General features: G+C 71.8%; 17 protein-coding genes. 8 read left to right on the forward strand and 9 right to left on the reverse strand.

The features are described from left to right. Positions 1–2: 2 nt before the first annotated feature. Entirely contained in the window at positions 3–1,397 is a 1,395-nt protein-coding gene (locus NO900_RS03540) for a DUF92 domain-containing protein (RefSeq protein ID WP_256407842.1), read from the reverse strand. Positions 1,398–1,850: 453 nt separating this feature from the next. Then, the gene (locus NO900_RS03545) at positions 1,851–2,630 is read right to left on the reverse strand and encodes an HAD-IIA family hydrolase (RefSeq protein WP_256407843.1); all 780 of its coding nucleotides are present in this window, start codon (positions 2,628–2,630) and stop codon (positions 1,851–1,853) included. A 142-nt stretch (positions 2,631–2,772) separates the two neighbouring features. Between NO900_RS03545 and NO900_RS03550 the strand changes: the two genes are divergently transcribed. Together NO900_RS03550 and NO900_RS03555 are read left to right on the forward strand one after the other, a co-directional pair. Next, positions 2,773–3,546: a GTP cyclohydrolase III gene (locus NO900_RS03550; RefSeq protein WP_256407844.1), complete on the forward strand. Its 774-nt coding sequence runs from the start codon at positions 2,773–2,775 to the stop codon at positions 3,544–3,546. A 184-nt stretch (positions 3,547–3,730) separates the two neighbouring features. Next, a complete protein-coding gene (locus tag NO900_RS03555; RefSeq protein WP_256407845.1) occupies positions 3,731–3,967 on the forward strand; it encodes a hypothetical protein in 237 nt (78 codons plus the stop codon). A gap of 34 nt (positions 3,968–4,001) precedes the next feature. Here the strand turns inward: NO900_RS03555 and NO900_RS03560 are convergent, their stop codons facing one another. After that, positions 4,002–4,208 (reverse strand): DUF8149 family protein, encoded by a 207-nt coding sequence (locus NO900_RS03560; RefSeq protein ID WP_256407846.1) that lies wholly within the window; start codon positions 4,206–4,208, stop codon positions 4,002–4,004. Positions 4,209–4,340: 132 nt separating this feature from the next. Between NO900_RS03560 and NO900_RS03565 the strand changes: the two genes are divergently transcribed. The 4 genes from NO900_RS03565 (at position 4,341) to NO900_RS03580 (ending at position 8,778) form a co-directional block, all read left to right on the forward strand. Further along, positions 4,341–5,171 (forward strand): SDR family NAD(P)-dependent oxidoreductase, encoded by an 831-nt coding sequence (locus NO900_RS03565; RefSeq protein ID WP_256407847.1) that lies wholly within the window; start codon positions 4,341–4,343, stop codon positions 5,169–5,171. Positions 5,172–5,276: 105 nt separating this feature from the next. Then, the gene (locus NO900_RS03570) at positions 5,277–6,881 is read left to right on the forward strand and encodes a heme-binding protein (protein ID WP_256407848.1); all 1,605 of its coding nucleotides are present in this window, start codon (positions 5,277–5,279) and stop codon (positions 6,879–6,881) included. A gap of 67 nt (positions 6,882–6,948) precedes the next feature. Then, positions 6,949–7,413 (forward strand): universal stress protein, encoded by a 465-nt coding sequence (locus NO900_RS03575; RefSeq protein ID WP_256407849.1) that lies wholly within the window; start codon positions 6,949–6,951, stop codon positions 7,411–7,413. Between the two features lie 66 nt (positions 7,414–7,479). Continuing rightward, on the forward strand, positions 7,480–8,778 hold the full coding sequence (locus NO900_RS03580) for a DHH family phosphoesterase (protein ID WP_256407850.1): 1,299 nt from the start codon (positions 7,480–7,482) through the stop codon (positions 8,776–8,778). Between the two features lie 27 nt (positions 8,779–8,805). Here NO900_RS03580 and NO900_RS03585 read toward each other — a convergent pair whose 3' ends face one another. Further along, positions 8,806–9,399: a DUF7411 family protein gene (locus NO900_RS03585; protein WP_256407851.1), complete on the reverse strand. Its 594-nt coding sequence runs from the start codon at positions 9,397–9,399 to the stop codon at positions 8,806–8,808. Further along, the gene (locus tag NO900_RS03590) at positions 9,400–9,750 is read right to left on the reverse strand and encodes a DNA-binding protein (protein WP_256407852.1); all 351 of its coding nucleotides are present in this window, start codon (positions 9,748–9,750) and stop codon (positions 9,400–9,402) included. 147 nt (positions 9,751–9,897) lie between these two features. Between NO900_RS03590 and NO900_RS03595 the strand changes: the two genes are divergently transcribed. Continuing rightward, positions 9,898–11,004 (forward strand): 60S ribosomal export protein NMD3, encoded by a 1,107-nt coding sequence (locus NO900_RS03595; protein ID WP_256407853.1) that lies wholly within the window; start codon positions 9,898–9,900, stop codon positions 11,002–11,004. Positions 11,005–11,507: 503 nt separating this feature from the next. Here NO900_RS03595 and NO900_RS03600 read toward each other — a convergent pair. Together NO900_RS03600 and NO900_RS03605 are read right to left on the reverse strand one after the other, a co-directional pair. Next, the gene (locus NO900_RS03600; RefSeq protein WP_256407854.1) at positions 11,508–11,699 is read right to left on the reverse strand and encodes a DUF7317 family protein; all 192 of its coding nucleotides are present in this window, start codon (positions 11,697–11,699) and stop codon (positions 11,508–11,510) included. A gap of 322 nt (positions 11,700–12,021) precedes the next feature. Continuing rightward, positions 12,022–13,935 carry a helicase C-terminal domain-containing protein gene (locus tag NO900_RS03605; protein ID WP_256407855.1) on the reverse strand — a complete coding sequence of 638 codons (1,914 nt, stop codon included), beginning with the start codon at positions 13,933–13,935 and terminating at the stop codon, positions 12,022–12,024. A 105-nt stretch (positions 13,936–14,040) separates the two neighbouring features. On the opposite strand from NO900_RS03605, the gene NO900_RS03610 reads away from it, so the two are divergent. Then, positions 14,041–16,104 (forward strand): AMP-dependent synthetase/ligase, encoded by a 2,064-nt coding sequence (locus NO900_RS03610; protein ID WP_256407856.1) that lies wholly within the window; start codon positions 14,041–14,043, stop codon positions 16,102–16,104. Between the two features lie 40 nt (positions 16,105–16,144). Here NO900_RS03610 and NO900_RS03615 read toward each other — a convergent pair whose 3' ends face one another. Together NO900_RS03615 and NO900_RS03620 are read right to left on the reverse strand one after the other, a co-directional pair. Continuing rightward, complete coding sequence (locus NO900_RS03615; protein ID WP_256407857.1) at positions 16,145–17,455, reverse strand: tRNA (N(6)-L-threonylcarbamoyladenosine(37)-C(2))-methylthiotransferase; 1,311 nt, start codon at positions 17,453–17,455, stop codon at positions 16,145–16,147. A gap of 111 nt (positions 17,456–17,566) precedes the next feature. After that, entirely contained in the window at positions 17,567–17,884 is a 318-nt protein-coding gene (locus tag NO900_RS03620; RefSeq protein WP_256407858.1) for a helix-turn-helix domain-containing protein, read from the reverse strand. Positions 17,885–17,911: the final 27 nt, after the last annotated feature.

Consider the following 17,911-nt stretch of genomic DNA (forward strand, 5'->3'; position numbering starts at 1 on the left):
ACTCACAGCAGAGTCACCCCGAGCGCGACCGCGACCGCCGCCCCGGACAGCGTCGCGAGGAAGTTCACGGCCTGGTTGCCGACGCGGTCGCCCTCGACGACCGCGCCGAGCACGCTGTCGACGGTCATCCCCGCGACCCCCGCCAGGACGACGACCCCCCCGCCGACGGCGAGGTCGCCGACCGGCATCCCGACCGCGGCGATGCCGCCGACGACGAGCGCGCCCGTCAGGCCGGCGAGCTCGCCCTGCCACGTGATCGCGCCGTCGGTGCCGGGCTCGACCCGCCGGAGGGTGGTGACGAGCCGCGGCCCGTCGAACAGCCCGCCGATCTCCGAGGAGAGCGTGTCGGCCATCGCGGTGGCGGTCGCCCCGGCGAAGGCGAACGCGAAGGGGGCCGGGGGGAGGGCGACGTGGGCCGTCGCGGCGTAGCCGACGAGCGCGACCAGGGCGACCGCGGAGTTCGCTAGGACGTTGCCGGTGCCGCGGGCGCCCTCGTTCTCCTGGGCGACGCCGCGGGCGGCCTTCTCGTCGAACCGGTACTTCGAGGCCAGGCCGCCGACGGCGTAGAAGGCCATCAGCGTGAGGAACCAGCCGACGCCGCCGAGCACGACGGCGAGCAGCGCGGAGAGCACCCCGGTGAGCATGCCGGGGACTGAGGCGGTCCCGAGCGCGAACGAGACGTAGCCCAGCGCGGCGGTCACGCCGAGCCCGAACGCGACGAGGGGGACGGTGACGGTCGGGTCGAGCGCGACGAACCCCCAGACCGCGAACGCGACGAGGATCACCGTGATGTGGGCGTCGCGGGAGAACACCAGCGACCGCACGAGCGCGGCGGTCAGCGCGGCCACCGACGCCAGGAAGACGAGGTCGGGGAACGCCGTCGCCAGCGACGAGGCCGTCCCCGCGAGGTCGAGGCTCGGGGCGGGGACGGGCCCGCCGAGAGCGAGTCCGCCGGCGTCGCCGAGGAGCTCGGTCTGGACCCGCACCGCGACCTGTCCGGCGAGGGCGGCGAGGGCGCCGACGCCGACGTAGCCGGCGACGAGCGGGAACTCGTCGGTCGAGCTCCGGCCGACGAACTCCCGGCCCAGCCGCCCGCCGCCGACGGCGAGCGCCGCCGCGGCGAACGCCTCGTACGGGAGCGGCGCGCGGGGGAGCGAGGCGAACAGCGCGAGGCCCGCGGCGGCGACCGAGAAGGCGACGAGCCCGTACAGCCGCTCCTCCTCTCGGTCGCCGGGAAGCGCGAGCGTCTCGAACCACTCGCCCTCCCGGATCCCGAAGAAGGCGAGGCCGGCGACCGCGAGGAAGGGGACGACCGCGGCGTCGCCGAGCGTCGGCGCGAGGGCCGCGAGCGCGGCCACGCCGGCGAAGGTACTCGCCCGTCGGAGCCTCCGTATCACGGCTTCGGCTACCCGGGACGAGCACTTAACGGTCCCGACACCGGCCGGCGATCGCGGCCCCGATCGGCGCCGGTCGGCCGCGAGGGCGGTGTCGGGTCGCCGACGCGATCGGTCCCGGACCGCCCACCGAAGCGGTCCCGGACCGCGGGCGGTCAGTAGCGGTACTCGTTGAACCGGACCGCGTGCCCCTCGATGACGCGCACGGGGCGCTCCGGGTCCTCCTCGTCGTCTCCGGTCGCCTCCTCGTGGGTGTCAACGTCACTCATACCGGTCGGGAAGCGGCCGTCCGGAGATAAACGTTCGCCACGGGGCGGAACTGTCGGCGGCGGCGAGAGCCGCCGAGACCGCAGGATCGAGGCTTCCTGAGAACGCCGAACCGGTGGTTTCCGGAGAACGCCGGACCTCCGGAGAACGCTGGCACGTCTCGTGACCGCGCGCGGCGGACGACTCCGATCAGCCGACGACGCGGTCGATGTCGCCGAGGTCGTCGAGCACGTAGTCCGGGGTGACGTCGGCGGCGGCGATCCGGTCCTCGTCGGTGACGCCGGACCTGACGAGCACGGTCGTCATCCCCGCGCGCTCGCCGAGCGCGACGTCGGTGTTCAGGCGGTCGCCGACGACGAGACACTCCTCGGGCGGGTAGGGGAGCCGCTCGCGGACCATCTCGATCGCGGTGTCCGACGGCTTCCCGAGGACGGCGTCGGGCTCGCGCTCGGCGACGCCGGCGACGGCGTTGATCACCGCCCCCGAGCCGGGCACGTCGCGCTCGGGCGCCGGGATCACCACGTCGGGGTCGGTACCGATGAACGGGATGTCCCGATCGAGCGCCCACAGCGCGGTACAGAGGTCCTCGTAGTCGAACTCGCGGTCGATCGAGGCGACCAGGGCGTCGGCGGCGCCGACGTCGTCGGTGGTCGAGAGCCCCGCGTCGGCGAACTGTTCGAGCAGCCCGGCCTCGCCGATACAGAGCAGGTCGTCGTCGGCGTGGTGCTCCCGGAGGTACCGCGTCGTCACCGTCCCGGCCGTGAACACGCTGTCGGCGTCGACGTCGTACCCCGCGGCACCGAGCCGGTCGACGTACGCCGGCGGCGCCTTCGTCGGGTTGTTCGAGACGAACAGCGTCTCGATCCCGGCCTCGCGGAGCCGCCGGTACCCCGCCGGCGCGCCCGGGATCGGATCGTTGCCTCGCACGACCGTGCCGTCCACGTCGAGGACGGCGCCGCTGAACCCCATGTCCGTCCTCGGGGCCCCACGGCCGTAGTGGTTCCGGGGCGACGGCCTCCCCGCCGGGGCCCGAGGTTCCCAGATACGGTAACGGTTTCACCTTCGGGATAACGGAAGCGTAAAGCGGCGCGACTCCTTATCGGAGTTTACTGTGACGACGACCCAGGTGACCCTCGTCCAGATCGACAACTACGGGCCGTGGACGACGACGCCGGAGCCGCGCCGGGAGATGGACCTCCAGACGCTCCAGTCGCGGCTCTTCGCCGACGTCGCCCAGTTCGTCGGCCACCGCGACGCGTACGTCTTCTTCACGCGCTTCGACAACATGATCGCGGTGACGAACGGGGTGGACGGCGCGGCCCACGCGGCCCTTCAGGAGTCGATCGGGAACCGGTATCCGGTGAGCATCAGCCTCGGCACCGCGGTCGACGAGCGACCGGTCGACGCGCTGGAGGCGGCGAATCGCCAGCTCCAGGTGGAGGGGAGCGCGCAGGACGAGCACCGGACCGAGGTGCTCGCCGGCGAGTACCTCACGGAGACGACGCCCTCCGACCTCCAGGTCGCGCACTTCGACGTCGTCAACGCGACGGGGAAGTACACCGACCGGCTCAACGAGTTCGACACGTTCATCAACATCGAGCGGGCGTACGGCTCCCTCATGCGATACCTCCGGGAGCGGCACGGCGCGCTCTCCTTCTTCGTCGGCGGGGACAACATCGTCTCCGTCTGTCCCGACCTCCCCGAGCGCGCGTTCGCCGACGCGGTCGCGCACGTGAGCGAAGACGTCGAGGTGGAGCTACAGGTCGGCGTCGGTCGGGGCGCCTCCGCCCACGAGGCGGGCTTCGCCGCCAAACACGCGCTGGAGGACTGCCGCCACGACGGGACGAGCGTCGAGCTGTTCGGCGCCCCCGCCGCCGGCGACTGAATCGAGTTCGAAGCGACGGCGACTGAATCGAGTTCGGGGTGGCGACCGAGCGGAGATCGGAGGTGGCGACCGAGTGGAGATCGGGGAGGACGACGTCCGAGCCGGAACGAACGATCCGATCGTTATCGAACGTGATAATTGAGTCTGTATATTTATATATGTCAACTCGGTATCCTCCGGCAACATGTCCGATGCAATAGTGTTCGTCTGCACGGCGGACGGCTGCGACGAGGGGCCGTGGGAGGGTTCCCACGACGCGATGGCTCACTGCGCCGAACACCCCGACCACGGCTACACCGGGCGACCGCGGAGCGAGGTCGGCGGCGACGCGGTGATCCCGGCGACGGCGACCCGGGAGCGCGACAACCGGAACCTCCAGCACAAGGGTCATCCCAAGGGCGCGCTCGCGAAGAACGACTGAGCCGACCCGAGAGCGGCGGTCGGTTTCGCTTCGTCTACGCCTCGTCGAAGAGCCCGAGGTCCTCGGCGACGAGGTCGGCGAGCCGGTCTTTTAATGCGGGGTCGACCTCCGCGATCTCCTCCCCGTCGTGTTTCCCGTCGTTGTGTCTGGCGAGCGCGTCCGCCACGTCCGAGAGGGGGACGCTGGTCTCCGTCTCGCACTCGGTGCAGACGATCGGGACGGACGGTTCGTCGGTGGACATACGTCGGGTAGTCGCGGGTCGGCGGTATATGCCTTCGGGGCGCGAGCCGCGCCGCCCGCCGTCGGTTCCCGAGGCGACTCGGCGGCGGATTGAACCGTCAGCGTCACCCGTCCCCGGTCGCTACCGGGAGCCATGCGCGTCCTCGTGACCGGAGCGGCGGGCGGGATCGGCGGCGGCGTCGTCAGGACCCTCGCGGCCGCCGGTCACGACGTGATCGGGATCGACCGCGACGCCGACGGGCTGGCCGCGCTCCCGGAGGCGGCGGAGACGCACGCCCTCGACCTGCGCGACGGCGACGCGGTCGCGGCGCTGCTCGCGGACCGCCCGCTCGACCGCGTCGTCTCCTGCGTCGGCGGGTACGAGATCGCGGCCGTCGAGGACACCTCCGTCGACTCGTTCCGCCGCCAGCTCGACACGAACCTGACCGCGGTCCACACCGTCGTCCGGGCCGCGCTCCCGTCGGTCCGCGAGCGCGGCGGCCGGATCGTCCTCGTCGGCTCGATGGTCGGCTCGACCGCGCTCCCCTACCACGGCGCCTACAGCGCCGCGAAGGCCGGGCTGCGCGGGTACGCCGACGCCCTCCGCCGCGAGGTCGAGCCGCACGGCGCGACGGTGGCGTTCGTCGAGCCCGGCCCGGTCCCGACCGGGTTCAACGAGCGCGCGGCCGCGGGGCTCGCCGAGCGGAACGCGGAGGCGGGCGCCGACGACTCCCACGCCGACGGCCCCTACGCCGACGCCTACCGGGCGTTCGAGGGGTACGCGCCCGCCGCGACCGACGTGGAGACCGTGGTCGAGCGCGTCGTCGAGGCGGCCACGGTCGACCGACCGCGGGCCGTCTACCGGGTGAGCCGCCGCGCGCGCTGGCTCCCGCGGCTGGCGGCGGTGCTCCCCGACCGGCTGTACGACCGGCTGGTCCGCGCCGGGCTCCCGGGCGGGGTACTCGGACGCCTGATCGATCGGTAGCGGCGACGCCCCGGCGGCCACCTCCCGTCGCTCTCGGCCGGTCGCCAGCCGTCGCTCTCGGCCGCGACCCGCAAGCCCCTAAGCCGCGGGGCTCCAAGCCGGCGTATGGTCGAGGCACCACAGACCGAGGAGGGGTGGTTCGCGCTGCACGACTTCCGGTCGATCGACTGGGACGCGTGGCGCGAGGCCCCCGAGCGGGAGCGACGCCGAGCGATCGAGGAGGGCGAGGCCTTCCTGCGGGACCGCGAGCGCGTGGCCGACGCCGACGAGGGGGACTCCGGGCTGTTCTCCGTGGTCGGGCACAAGGCCGACCTCCTGTTCGTCCACTTCCGGCCCTCGCTCGATCACCTCTCGTCGATCGAGCGTCGCTTCGAGGACACGGCCATGGCGAGGTTCACCGAGCGGACCACCTCGTACGTCTCGGTGACCGAGGTCTCCGGCTACGTCTCCGACGAGTACTTCGAGGACGGTCCGGAGGAGATCGACGAGGGCCTCCGCCGGTACATCGAGGGGAAGCTGACCCCGGAGATCCCGGACGACGAGTACGTCTGCTTCTACCCGATGAGCAAGCGCCGCGGCGAGGAGTACAACTGGTACGACCTCGACTTCGAGGACCGCGCCGAGCTCATGGCCGGCCACGGCGAGGTCGGCAAGGAGTACGCCGGGAAGATCAAGCAGGTGATCGCCTCCTCGGTCGGCCTCGACGACCACGAGTGGGGCGTCACGCTGTTCGGAGCGGACCCGACCGACATCAAGGACATCGTCTACGAGATGCGCTTCGACCCCGCCTCCTCGCGCTACGGCGAGTTCGGCGACTTCTATATCGGCCGGCGGTTCCCGCCCGCGGACCTCGGCGCGTACCTCGCCGGCGAGACGGTGCCTGCGGGGGAAGCGGACGGGGAGGACGCGCACGCGGGTCACGCCCACGGCGAGGGCAATCACCACGGCGACGACGGCCACGGGGGCCGCGGCGAGGGGCGCGACCGGGCCGGCGCCGGCGGGGGCTCGGCGCACGGCGACCACCCGCACGGCGAGGAGGCGGCGAGCGGCGAGGGCGACCACCCGCACGGCGAGGAGGCGACGGGCGGCGAGGAGGCGACGGGCGAGGGCGACGACGGCGTCTCGGACGAGGCGATCCGCGGCGAGCTCGCGGACCTGGACATCTACGCCGGGAAGCCCCACGGCGAGGACGTGTACGCGACCGTGCTGTACAGCGAGGCGGACGTCGACGAGCTGTTCGACGAGGTCGAGGGGCTCCGCGGCAACTTCGACCACTACGGCACTCACGTGAAGACGGCCGTGTACGAGGGCCGGCACACCGACCGGGCCGCCGTCGTCTCGATCTGGGACACGGCCTCGGCCGCCGAGACCGCGGCCGGCTTCCTCTCGGAGCTCCCGGGGATCGTCGCGCGCGCCGGCGAGGAGTCCGGCTTCGGCACGATGGGGATGTTCTACACCGTCAAGCCGGACTACCGCGAGGAGTTCGGCGACACGTTCGACGAGGTCGGCGAGATCCTCGCGGAGATGGACGGCCACGTCGAGACCGACCTGATGAGCAACGTCGAGGACGAGAACGACATGTTCATCGCCAGCCAGTGGGCGGCGAAGGAGGACGCGATGGCCTTCTTCGGCTCCGACGAGTTCCGCGAGACGGTCGAGTGGGGCCGCGAGGTGCTGGCCGACCGACCGCGGCACGTCTTCCTCGCCTGACCCCCGAGGGAAGTTGTCCCGCCGCCGACCGCCTGTTTTTAATTACCGCCTCGGCGAACGGAGTCGTATGTTCGATACGATCGTGGTCGCGACCGATGGCTCGGAGAGCGTGCGCCGGGCGGTCGACGTCGCGGTCGACGTCGCCGCGCGCTTCGACGCCGAGGTCCACGCCGTCTACGTCGTCGACGAGGGCGAGGTCGAGTCCACGCCCGACGAGGTCCGCGAGGACCTCCGCGACGCCCTCGACGACCACGGCGAGGCGGCGCTCGAAGCGGTCGCCGACGCCGCGACGGCGCGCGACCCCGAACTGGACGTGACGGCCGAGGTGCGCGAGGGGCGGCCGGCCGCCGAGATCTCGGGGTACGCACAGGACGTCGACGCCGACGTCGTCGCGATGGGAACGCGCGGGCGACACGGCGAGAACCGGTTCCTCATCGGCTCCGTCGCGGAGCGCGTCGTGCGCACCTGCCCCGTCCCCGTGCTCACCGTGCGCCAGCTCACCGACGAGGACCCGCGACGGACGACGATCTGAGGCCCCGCGACCCGGAGCGAGGCGTTCGACCGGCGGAGTTTTCCCGCTCCCGCTCGGGTCGACGATATGGACGACGACCTCATCGACGAGGCGGGGATCCCCCGCTCGCGGTACACGCGGCTGCCCGGCAAGGGCTTTTTTTACCCGGACTCCCTGGACGAGGAGCGCGCCGAGCGGCGGGCGAAGGAGGCGATCGAGGGGAGCGAGGCGGTCGTGATCGCCGACGGCGACGCCGACGGCCTCGCCTGCGCGGCGATGGTCCGGGAGGCGTACGACGCCGCCCTCGACGTCGCCGACTTCGAGGCGGCCATCGCGGCGCGGCTCGCGGAGGGGGCGGACGACGAGGGAGCGGCGGACGGTGAGGACGACGACGACGCGGCGACGGGCGACGAGGGCGACGAGAGCGATGAGGACGACCCCACCGCCGACGCCCACACGCGCTCGCCGGTCGGACTGGTCTCGGCCGGCCCGTACTCGCTCGACACCTCGCTCGAACGCGTGCTCGCGTACGCCGACGACGATATCGATCTGTTCGTCTGCGACCTCTGCCCGGACGAGTACGAGTGGATCGCGGAGCCGCTGGAGGCGCTCGCCGAGGAGGCCGCCTCGATCCGCTGGTTCGACCACCACCAGTGGGACGACGAGACCGCGGCGGCGGTCCGCGAGCTCGGCGTCGACCTCGTGATCGGCGACTCCGACGAGGAGTGCACCGCCGACGTGGCGCTCCGCTCGCTGGACCACGACTTCGACGACCGGTGGACCGAGCTGGCGGCCGTGACGCGCGACCACGACCTCTGGATCAAGGAGGACCCGCGCTCCGACGACCTCGCCGACTACTCCTACTGGGCCGGCGGCGAGGAGTACGCGACCGTCGTGGGCGCGTACGGCGCCGACCCCCCAGAGACCGTCGAGGCGTTCGTCGCCGACCGCCGCGTGGAGAAGGAGGCCCGGATCGACGCCGCCGTCGCCCGCGCGGTCACCCACGACGTCGGCGCGTGGAGCGTCGCGGTGACGTACGGGCGCTGCTCGCAGAACGAGGTCGCGGAGGCGCTCCGCGAGGCCGGCGCCGACGCCGCGGTGATCGTCAAGCCGGCCGGCTCGGCGTCGATCCGCGGCTCGGAAGGGTTCAAACACGCGCACGAGGTCGCCGGGAAGGTGAACGGCGGCGGCCACCCGCAGGCCGCCGGCTGCAAGCCGGAGATCTACGACGACATGCTCGACTACGCCCAGCACTGGACGACCGAGGGACAGGCCTGCAAACGGGTCATCCTCGCGGCGTTCGAGGCGGTCGCCGAGGAGGTCGCGGCGGCAGACGAGAGTGACGAGGTCGGCGAGGGCGACGAAGAGACGGACGACGGGGAGTAAACGAGCGACTGCGGGGCGGACGCCCCCCTAGTCGTTCCGGCCGTGGACGTACGTCTGGTCGTGGGCCGGGAACACGTCGTCGACGGCCGCCGCGCCGTGCTCCTCGGCGATGAGGGTCCGGAGCTCGTCCTCGTAGTCGGCCTTCGGCACCTCCTCGCTCGGGCCCTGCTGGACGTCGAACGTCGCCTCGACGAGGCGGTCGACGGCGTGGCGCCCGAACCCCGACAGCGGGGAGATGTAGTCGACGCCGTGGCGGTCCTCTAGGCTCTGCGCCTGTGCGCGCGAGACCGTCGGCACCCGGTCGTCCCGGCGGGTGCCGTCGGCGATCGCGTCGACGTCCCGCCCCGCGATCGCCTCCAGCGCGTGTTCGTGGACGCGCTGGATCCCGTTTCGAGGGTAGCCGTCGGCGAGCATCGTCTCCGCCGCCTCCTCGGCGACCGCGGGGTCGAGCTCGACGCGCTCGAAGGGGAACCCGAGCTCCGCGGCCGCCCGCTCGGCGTGCTCCCAGTCGTCGGTGAGGCCGAAGCTCCCGGTGACGCAGCGCACGTCGTAGAACCGGTCGAGCAGGTGGGCGGCGAGCGAGGAGTCTTTCCCCCCGCTGTACAGCAGCGCGAGCTCCATCTATCGCCGCCGGATGTCGAAGCTCTGCTGGTCGGGCTGGAGTTCCTTCAGGAGGTCGCGCATCTGGTCCTCGTCGATCTGTCCCTGGATCCGGCCGCTCTGCGCGAGCGCCGCGACCTGCTGTTTCACCTTCTCGCCGAACTCCGGCTTCGACATCGCGACCGCGTTGAGCCGCTGGCGCGCGCCGTCCGTGAGGTACTGCTTGAGCACGGCCTCCTGCTGGGCGTCGGCGCGCTCCTGCGCCTCGCGCTGGGCCTCGGCGTCGCCGCCGCCCTGCTGGCGCTCGCGGAGCTCCTCCATCTTCTTCTCTCGCAGTTCCTCCAGCCGTTCGTCGTCGGGGTTCTCGCTCATACGAGCCCCTTCACGGTCCGCGCGAAAAACGATTTCGGAGGGGTCGGCGGCGCTCGCGCGACGGCGACCGGTCCGAGTGGCGGCGACGATCCGGGGATCGCCGCCGGTCCGCGTCGCTTAAACGCCTCCTCGGCGTAGCGGTCGGCAATGAGCGAGTCGCGGGAGTTCTGTCCGCGGTGCGGCGGTTCGGTCCCGGAGCGGCGCGAGCCGCTCCCCGGCGAGCCGCGCGGACGGGACGCGCTGCTTTGCGACGACTGCTACTTCGAGGACTTCGACCTCGTCGACGCGCCCGACCGGATCGAGGTGCTGGTCTGTTCCGGCTGCGGCGCGGTCCGGCGCGGCGAGTCGTGGCGCGACGTCGGCGCGCGCGACTACACCGACGTCGCCGTCGACGAGGTCGCGGAGGCGCTCGGCGTCCACGTCGACGCCACGGACGTCGAGTGGGGCGTCGAGCCCGAGCAGGTCGACGAGAACAACGTCCGGATGCACTGCCGGTTCTCGGGCGTCGTCCGCGGGACGCTCCGGTCCGCGGAGGTCACGGTCCCGGTGAAGATATCGCGGGGGACCTGCGACCGCTGCGGGCGGATCGCCGGCGGCTACTACGCCGGCACCGTGCAGGTGCGCGCGGACGAGCGCGACCTGACGCCCGCAGAGCGCGTCGAGGCGCTCGACATCGCCGAGTCGTACGTCGCGGCCCAGGAGGCCGACGGCGACCGCGAGGCGTTCGTCACGGAGGTGAACGAGACCGACGACGGCCCCGATATCAAGCTCTCCTCGAACCGGCTCGCGCAGAACGTCGCGACGCGGATCACCGACGCGCTCGGCGGGAGCTTCGAGTCGTACCCGACGCTCGTCACCGAGGACGGCGACGGCAACGAGGTGTACCGCGTGACGTTCGCGGTCCGGCTCCCCCGGTACGCAGAGGGCGAGATCATCGACCCCGAGGACGGCGACGGTCCCGTCTTGGTCACGGGCGTCTCCGGGCGCCTGCAGGGCGTCCGCCTCGCCACGGGCGCCGAGTACGCCTCCGAGTTCGCGGACGGGGCGGCGCCCGACGCGGCCCGGCTCGGGACTCGGGACGACGCCGCGGAGACGACGGTGGTGACGGTGGAAGACGAGAACGCGATCCAGGTGCTCGACCCGGTCACCTACGAGGCGAAGACGGTGCCGAACCCCGAGTTCGTCGACGGCGAGGCCGACAGCGTCCTCGCGTTCGAACACGAGGGCGAGGTGCACCTCGTCCCCGAAGAGTAGCCCGTCCGCGGTGCACCGGTATGTAGACCCCCGAGCGACTGCGACATCGAGTTATGGAGATACGGTGCGGTGGCGCGTGCCTGCGAGCGGGCCATCGGCCCGCGAGCAGCACCGCGCGAGGGAGCCCGCGGTCGCCGTCGGCGACCGCGGCGAGGCTGGGGAGGTGCGAGGCTGCGGTGCGGGGCGGTCGAGCGGGAATCGAAGGGGCAGCCGGGAGGCGGGGGCTTTTGGCGGTGTTCGCCGCAGGATCAGCAATAACGTACAGCCGAGCGGCTGGGGCTTTTGGCGGTGTTCGCCGCGGAGCCGCCGACCGCTTATAAATTACCGACCGCGACACCCCGATCCGGCGTCTAAACGACCGAGCAACCGTGCCGACGCGCGTACCCCGCTCTCGATCGAGGAGCGACGTTCGGTGACCGACGTCCCGACGAGGATAGCGCTGTGAAACGGCAGAAAATCAGATCCGAACGGTCAAACCCCGCGACTCCGCGCGTCGCTTCCGATCAGTCGGCGTGGACGGACCGCTCCTCTCCGAGCGCGGCGGCGCGCTCGGCGTCGGTCACGTCGATGCCGCGGCGCTCCAGCTGGTCGACGAACTCGGCCTCGCCAAGCCCCGCCTGCGCGGCCGCCTGGGAGAGTGTCAGCGTTCTCGCACCGTACAGCGTCAGCGCGCTCCGGAGGCCCTTCGTTGCCATACCTACGATAGGCCCGTGAAGGTTTATGAAGGTTACTAATTGATTGAGGTTCCTGATACACCTTATACGATATATATTGACGGACGATCAGATCGGTGGCGTATAACCACTACCGACGACGGCCCGCAGGAATTATGTCGCTCTGTGGCGCAGGAGGGGTATGGACAGACAACAGATCTTCGCGCTGTTCTTCGCGTTCCTCATGGTGAGCTCCATGGCCGCCTGGGGCATCTCGGTGCTGTAGGCGCCGCCTCTGTGACGCGGCCGGCGCGTCGCCTCGCGAGACGCCGCGAGCGAACCGCGACGCGACCGCCGCACCGATTCAGCTGTCGCCCCAGACGTCGGAGAGCGGGTGGTCCTCGCGCCGGTCGGCGTCGGTCTCTGAGCGCGTCCGCGTCCCGTCGGCGTCGCCGCCGGCTCCGGTCCCGAGGCTCGCACTCGTCGTCTCCGTCCCGCTGTTCGCCGTGTCCCCGGATCCCCCGGAAGCGGAGCCGCCGCGCCCCGAGGCGGTCCCGGCACTACCCGCGTGCTCCCGTCCCGCCCGCGAGGGACCGGACGGGTCGGCGTCGATCCCGGCGAGCGCGGCGGCGGGGTCGAAGTCGGGGAGGTCGGGCGTCGTCATCGCGTCGATCTGGTCGCGGAACCACGGCGGCGTGTCGGCCCGCGCCCGGTCGAAGAGGTCCAGCAGGGAGTCGTCCGCGAGGTACGTCGCGCCGTGGTCGTCCGGCGACCGAACGACGCGGCCGCACGCCTGTATCACGGTCCGGAGCGCGGTCCGGTGGTACCACGCCCACTGGTCGTCGGCGAGCCGGCGGGCGACGCGGGAGTCGTTCGTGTTGCGGTACGGGGCCTTACACACCACCTGCCAGCGGCACAGATCGCCGTTCAGGTCCAGCGCCTCCTCCATCTTCACGGAGACGAACACCTCCGGGTCGTCGCTCGCCTTCCACGCCGACAGCTCGGCGTCCCGGTTCTCCCGGCCGTGCCGCCTGACCCGCGCGGCGACGCCGAACTCGCCCAGCAGCTCGGTGATCCGCCCGGCGATGTCGTACGAGTGGGCGTGGATCAGTCCCTTCTCGTCCGGGTGTTCGGCCATCAGCCGGACGATCAGGCGGGCGATCTCCGGCACCGTCTCGTCGCGGTCCTCGTATGTCATCGACCCCCGCGTCACGTCGTACAGCGGGCGGTGTTCCAGCGGGAACGTGTGGGGGACGTCGACGAGCGCGACGTCGGCGGGGTCGAGGCCGATCCCGCGGCAGAACGCCTCCTTCGAGAGGATGGTGGCGGACAGCAGCGCGAAGCGGTTCCCGCGGTCCCACACCGTGTGGCGGAGGTAGCGGGCCGGGTCCAGCGGCTTGATCGCGAGCGGCGACCCCTCGCCGCCGGACTGGTCGACGACCCACGTCGTCGGCGAGTCGAGGTCGCGGTAGTCCTCCAGGAACCAGCCGAGCTCGCCGATCAGCTCCTGCAGGCGGTCGCGGCGCGCGACCTCCTCGCGGTCGAGCTCGGGCCGCCCGGTCAGCTCGTCTCGCGCGCGCTTCGCGACGTCGCGGAGGGAGGCGACGAAGCGGGCGGTGCGGTTGAGCGCGTCCGCCTCCGGGCCGGCGTCGGCCTCGACGTCGGGAACGCTCACGTCGTCCCAGACGGGGACGCGCTCGGGGGAGAGCTCGATCGTCGCGTACATCTCCGCCCACTCCGCGAGCCCGTGCGCCTCGTCGATCACGACGACGTCGCGCTTCCGGAACACCTCGGAGCCGGCGGTGCGCATGAAGTAGGCTAACGTCAATGCGGCGTAGCGGTTTCCGGAGGCGATCGCGCGGTCGGAGAAGTACGGGCACCGGTGTTTCACGGAGCAGTCGAACCCCTGCTCCCGCGCGCAGGGCGCGCGGTTCACCGGCGTGTCGTGCTCGCCCGGAAGGATGCAGTCGTAGTTCGACTTCCCCCGAATGACCGCCAGGTCGTCGAGCAGGTCGTCGGCCTCCACGTCGTCGATCTGCGACACCTGCGGCGTCGTGTAGTAGGCGCCCGTCGCCTCGCTCGGCGCCGTCTCGTCGACCGTCGCCGCCGCGCCCATCACCGCTCGCGCGAGCAGCGACTTCCCGCTGCCCGTCGGCGCGCGCACCAGCACCACGTCGTTGCCGGCGGCGAACGCGTCGCGGATGTCCGCGAGCGCGCGCTCCTGCGCGCCGCGGAAGCTCGGGGCGGGGAACTCGGCGGGGATCCGGTCGGGGTCCACAGGGGTCCCTCGCCCCCTCCCGGGATTAAACCCTCGCGTTCCGGCACCCCGACGTAAATTCGAAACGACCAGACCGTTTATACCGTTCCGGCGGGTCGGAGGGGTATGCACTGGCGGGAGGCGGAGCGGGCGTTCGCGGACGAGGTCGTCGCCCGCGAGACGCTTCCGCGCACCTTCGAGCGGTCCGCCGAGCGCAACGCCGACCGGACCGCTCAGCGGTATAAGGGCGGACCCTACGACCGGTCGCTGGTCGCGGAGGGTGTCCTCCCGGCCGCGCTCAACGGCGAGTACGCCGACGTCACCTACGCCGAGATGCGCGGTCTCGTCCGCCGGCTCGCCGCGGGGTTCCGCGAGCTCGGCGTCGACGGCGGCACCCGGGTCGCCCTCTACGCGGAGACGCGGATGGAGTGGGCCCAGACCGACTTCGCGGCGCTGGCCGCGGGCGCGGTCGTGACGACCGTCTACGCCTCCTCGTCGTCGGACCAGGTCCGGTACCTGCTGGAGGACCCCGGCGCGACGGTCGTCGTCGTCGGGGACCGCGAGCTCCTCGACGAGGTGCTCGCCGTCGCCGGCGAGCTCTCGCGCGACCTCGACGCGGTCGTCTCGTTCGACGACGTCGACGTAGGGGAGGTCGACTTCGGCGGCGACGGCGACGATGTCGATACCGCCCTCGGCGCCGACGACGTGTACACCCTCGGCGAGCTCCACGCGCTCGGCGCCGACGCGTTCGACGAGGCGGCCTACGAGGGGTGGCTTAATTCGACCGACGTCGACGACCTCGCGAGCCTCATCTACACCTCCGGGACGACCGGGAGGCCGAAGGGCGTCCGGCTCACTCACGCGAACTTCCGAGCCAACGTCACCCAGTGTTACCGACGGTTCGCGGACCGCCCGGACCGCGACCCCGGCGTGCCGGGGATCTCCGCCGAGTCGACGACGCTATCCTTCCTCCCGCTCGCGCACGTCTTCGAGCGGCTGGCCGGCCACTACATGATGTTCGCGGCGGGCGCGACGGTCGGGTACGCCGAGAGCCCGGACACGCTCCGCGAGGACTTCGGGCTGGTGCGGCCGACGACGACCACGAGCGTCCCGCGCGTCTACGAGAAGCTGTACGACGCGATCCGCGAGCAGGCGGGCGAGTCGGCGGTGAAAGAGCGGGTCTTCGAGTGGGCGGTCGCGGTCGGGCGAGCCCACCACGAGGCCGACGACCCGGGCGCCCTGCTCGACGCGAAGCGCGCGGTCGCCGACCGGCTGGTGTTCTCGTCGGTCCGGGAGGCGCTCGGCGGGAACGTCGACTTCTTCATCTCGGGCGGCGGGTCGCTGTCCGCCGAGCTGTGCGCGCTGTACCACGCCATGGACCTCCCGATACTGGAGGGGTACGGGCTCACGGAGACCTCGCCCGTCATCAGCGTCAATCCCCCGGAGGCGCCGAAGGTCGGCACCATCGGTCCGCCGGTCGCCGACACCGAGATCGCGGTCGACGGGACGGTCGTCGGCGAGGCGACCGCCGACCTCGCGGGCGAGACGGGCGAGCTGCTCGCGCGCGGCCCGCAGGTGACCGACGGCTACTGGGAGCGGCCGGAGGCGACCGCCGAGGCGTTCACCGAGCCCGACCGGCTTCCCGAGGGGGTCGCCCTCGCGGGCACGCCGCCGGAGGAGCGCGGCGGCGACCCGGACGCGCCGTGGTTCCGCACTGGCGACGTCGTCCGGCTCCGTCCGGACGGGTACGTCGCCTTCCGCGAGCGCGCTAAGCAGCTGCTCGTGCTCTCGACCGGGAAGAACGTCGCGCCGGGGCCGATCGAGGACCGGTTCGCCGCGAACGAGTTCGTCGAGGGGTGCGTCGTGCTCGGCGACGGCCGGAAGTTCATCTCCGCGCTCATCGTCCCGAACTTCGAGCGGGTGGCGGCGTGGGCGGACGCGCGGGGCGTCGACCTCCCCGACGATCGGAAGGCAGTCTGCCGCGACGAGCGGGTCCGCGGACGGATACGGGCGGAGGTCGACCGCGTCAACGAGGGGTTCGAGCCGTACGAGCGGATCAAGCGCTTCCGGCTCGTCGAGGAGGAGTTCACGGAGGCGAACGACCTGCTCACGCCGACGATGAAGAAGAAGCGGCGGAACATCCTCGACCGGTTCGCCGACGAGATCGAGATGATCTACGCGGAGACGTGAGCGGCGCGTTCGGCGGGGGCTCCGTTCGCTTGTCGCTCGGTCAGTCGTCGCCCAGGACCGCTCCCGCGTCCTCGACGCCGGCGGGGCCGGACCCCGCCTCGTCGACCGGATCGCCGAACGCGTAGACGGTGTTGTGGCCGGTCACCTCGACGTCCAGGAAGTCGCCCACGTCGACCCCGCGTTCGGTCGCGTTCCGCACGATGATCTGGCGGTACGCGGAGTCGCGGCACTTCACGGAGTCGCCGGTGCCCTCCTCAACGACGAGCACCTCGAACGTCTCGCCGACCATCGACTCGTACGCCTCGCCGACGACCTCCATCTTCAGCTCGGACATCGCCTTCGAGCGCTCCTTTTTCACTGTGCCGCCGAGTCCCTTCATGTCGGCGGCGTCGGTGCCGGGGCGCTTCGAGAAGCGCGTGACGTTGATCTTCTCCGGGCGGACCTCGGCGAGCAGGTCCATCGACCGCTCGTGGTCGGTCTCGTCCTCGGTGGGGAAGCCGACGATGAAGTCGGTCGAGAGCGTCCAGTGGTCGAGCCGGTCGTCGAACGTCGCGACGACCTCGCGGAACTTCTCGACGCGGTGCTGTCGGCGCATGTCTTCGAGCACGTCGTCGGAGCCGGACTGGACCGGCGCGTGGATGAAGTCGTACAGCTCCTCGTTCGCGGCGAACACGTCGGCCAGCTCCTCGTGGATCCCGTGGATGCCGCCGGGGTTCGCCATCCCGAGCCGGACCCGGAACTCGCCGTCGATGTCGCAGATGCGGTCGAGCAGTTCGGGGAGCTTCCGATCCCCGTCGTCCCAGCCGTAGACGCCGGTGTCCTGTCCCGTGACGCGGATCTCCTTCGCGCCGGCGTGGACCAGCGCGCGGGCCTTCTCGACGTTCTCCTCGACCGGCGGGGAGTCGACCCGCCCGGTCGCGAACTTCGTGATGCAGTACGAGCAGTTGCTCATGCAGCCGCGAGCGATGGGGAGGAGCCCGACGACGCCGTCGAGGACGGGCTCGGCGTCGGGCGTGGTCGTCGGGCACTCGCCGTTGAGCGCGTACGTCGGCACCTCGTCCCAGTGGAGGATCTCGGCGTCGATCCCGGCCTCCTCGAAGGCCTCGCCCTGCGCGAGCGCCATGCAGCCGGTGACGACGAGGTCGGCCGCCGTCTCCTGGAGCTCCTCGGCGCGCCGGAGCATGTTCCGCTCCGTCTTCTCGACGACCGTGCAGGTGTTGAGGATGGCGACGTCGGCGTCCTCCGGGCCGTCCGCCGGGCGGTGGCCGCCGTCGCGGAGCGCGCGCTCTATCTCCCGGCTCTCACCCCGGTTCGAACTGCAGCCGTAGGTTTCGATGTGATACGTCGCCATCGAGTGGGCCCACTACCGGTCCCGCGGGCAAAAGCGCGACGGATCGGGGGCGGGCCGGGAGCGGATCGGATGTAAAAGGAGCGGATCCGGCCAGGTCGACGGCGACCGCCGTCAGTCCTCGGCGACCGCGGCCGCCGTGGGGGCCTCGGCGTCGGGCTCCGAGGCGGCCTCGGGCTCGGCGTCGCCCGAGCGCTCCGACTCGGGGACCGGGGCGTACACCGACCGGCGGGCGTCGCGGGGACAGAGCCCCTCCTCGACGAGCCCGACCTCGGTGAGCTTCTCGACCGCGAAGCGGACGGTTCTGGTGGAGAGGCGCGTCTCCTCGGCGAGCCCGGTCTGGTCGAACCGGCCCTCCTCGTCGAGGACGTAGTAGACCAGTTTGGCGCTCGGCGGGAGCGGCTCGAGCAGCTCGCGGGCACTGTCGTCCATACCTCGTCTACACGGGCGAGTCGGGCA

The sequence above is a fragment of the Halorubrum rutilum genome, from assembly GCF_024494565.1.

Excerpts from the sequence above, each read along its gene's own strand:
- NO900_RS03600 (WP_256407854.1), bottom strand. The coding sequence starts at position 11,699 with ATGGCAACGAAGGGCCTCCGGAGCGCGCTGACGCTGTACGGTGCGAGA.
- NO900_RS03575 (WP_256407849.1), top strand. The coding sequence starts at position 6,949 with ATGTTCGATACGATCGTGGTCGCGACCGATGGCTCGGAGAGCGTGCGC.
- NO900_RS03565 (WP_256407847.1), top strand. The coding sequence starts at position 4,341 with ATGCGCGTCCTCGTGACCGGAGCGGCGGGCGGGATCGGCGGCGGCGTC.
- NO900_RS03615 (WP_256407857.1), bottom strand. The coding sequence starts at position 17,455 with ATGGCGACGTATCACATCGAAACCTACGGCTGCAGTTCGAACCGGGGT.
- NO900_RS03570 (WP_256407848.1), top strand. The coding sequence starts at position 5,277 with ATGGTCGAGGCACCACAGACCGAGGAGGGGTGGTTCGCGCTGCACGAC.
- NO900_RS03585 (WP_256407851.1), bottom strand. The coding sequence starts at position 9,399 with ATGGAGCTCGCGCTGCTGTACAGCGGGGGGAAAGACTCCTCGCTCGCC.
- NO900_RS03590 (WP_256407852.1), bottom strand. The coding sequence starts at position 9,750 with ATGAGCGAGAACCCCGACGACGAACGGCTGGAGGAACTGCGAGAGAAG.
- NO900_RS03610 (WP_256407856.1), top strand. The coding sequence starts at position 14,041 with ATGCACTGGCGGGAGGCGGAGCGGGCGTTCGCGGACGAGGTCGTCGCC.
- NO900_RS03560 (WP_256407846.1), bottom strand. The coding sequence starts at position 4,208 with ATGTCCACCGACGAACCGTCCGTCCCGATCGTCTGCACCGAGTGCGAG.
- NO900_RS03545 (WP_256407843.1), bottom strand. The coding sequence starts at position 2,630 with ATGGGGTTCAGCGGCGCCGTCCTCGACGTGGACGGCACGGTCGTGCGA.
- NO900_RS03580 (WP_256407850.1), top strand. The coding sequence starts at position 7,480 with ATGGACGACGACCTCATCGACGAGGCGGGGATCCCCCGCTCGCGGTAC.
- NO900_RS03620 (WP_256407858.1), bottom strand. The coding sequence starts at position 17,884 with ATGGACGACAGTGCCCGCGAGCTGCTCGAGCCGCTCCCGCCGAGCGCC.
- NO900_RS03595 (WP_256407853.1), top strand. The coding sequence starts at position 9,898 with ATGAGCGAGTCGCGGGAGTTCTGTCCGCGGTGCGGCGGTTCGGTCCCG.
- NO900_RS03555 (WP_256407845.1), top strand. The coding sequence starts at position 3,731 with ATGTCCGATGCAATAGTGTTCGTCTGCACGGCGGACGGCTGCGACGAG.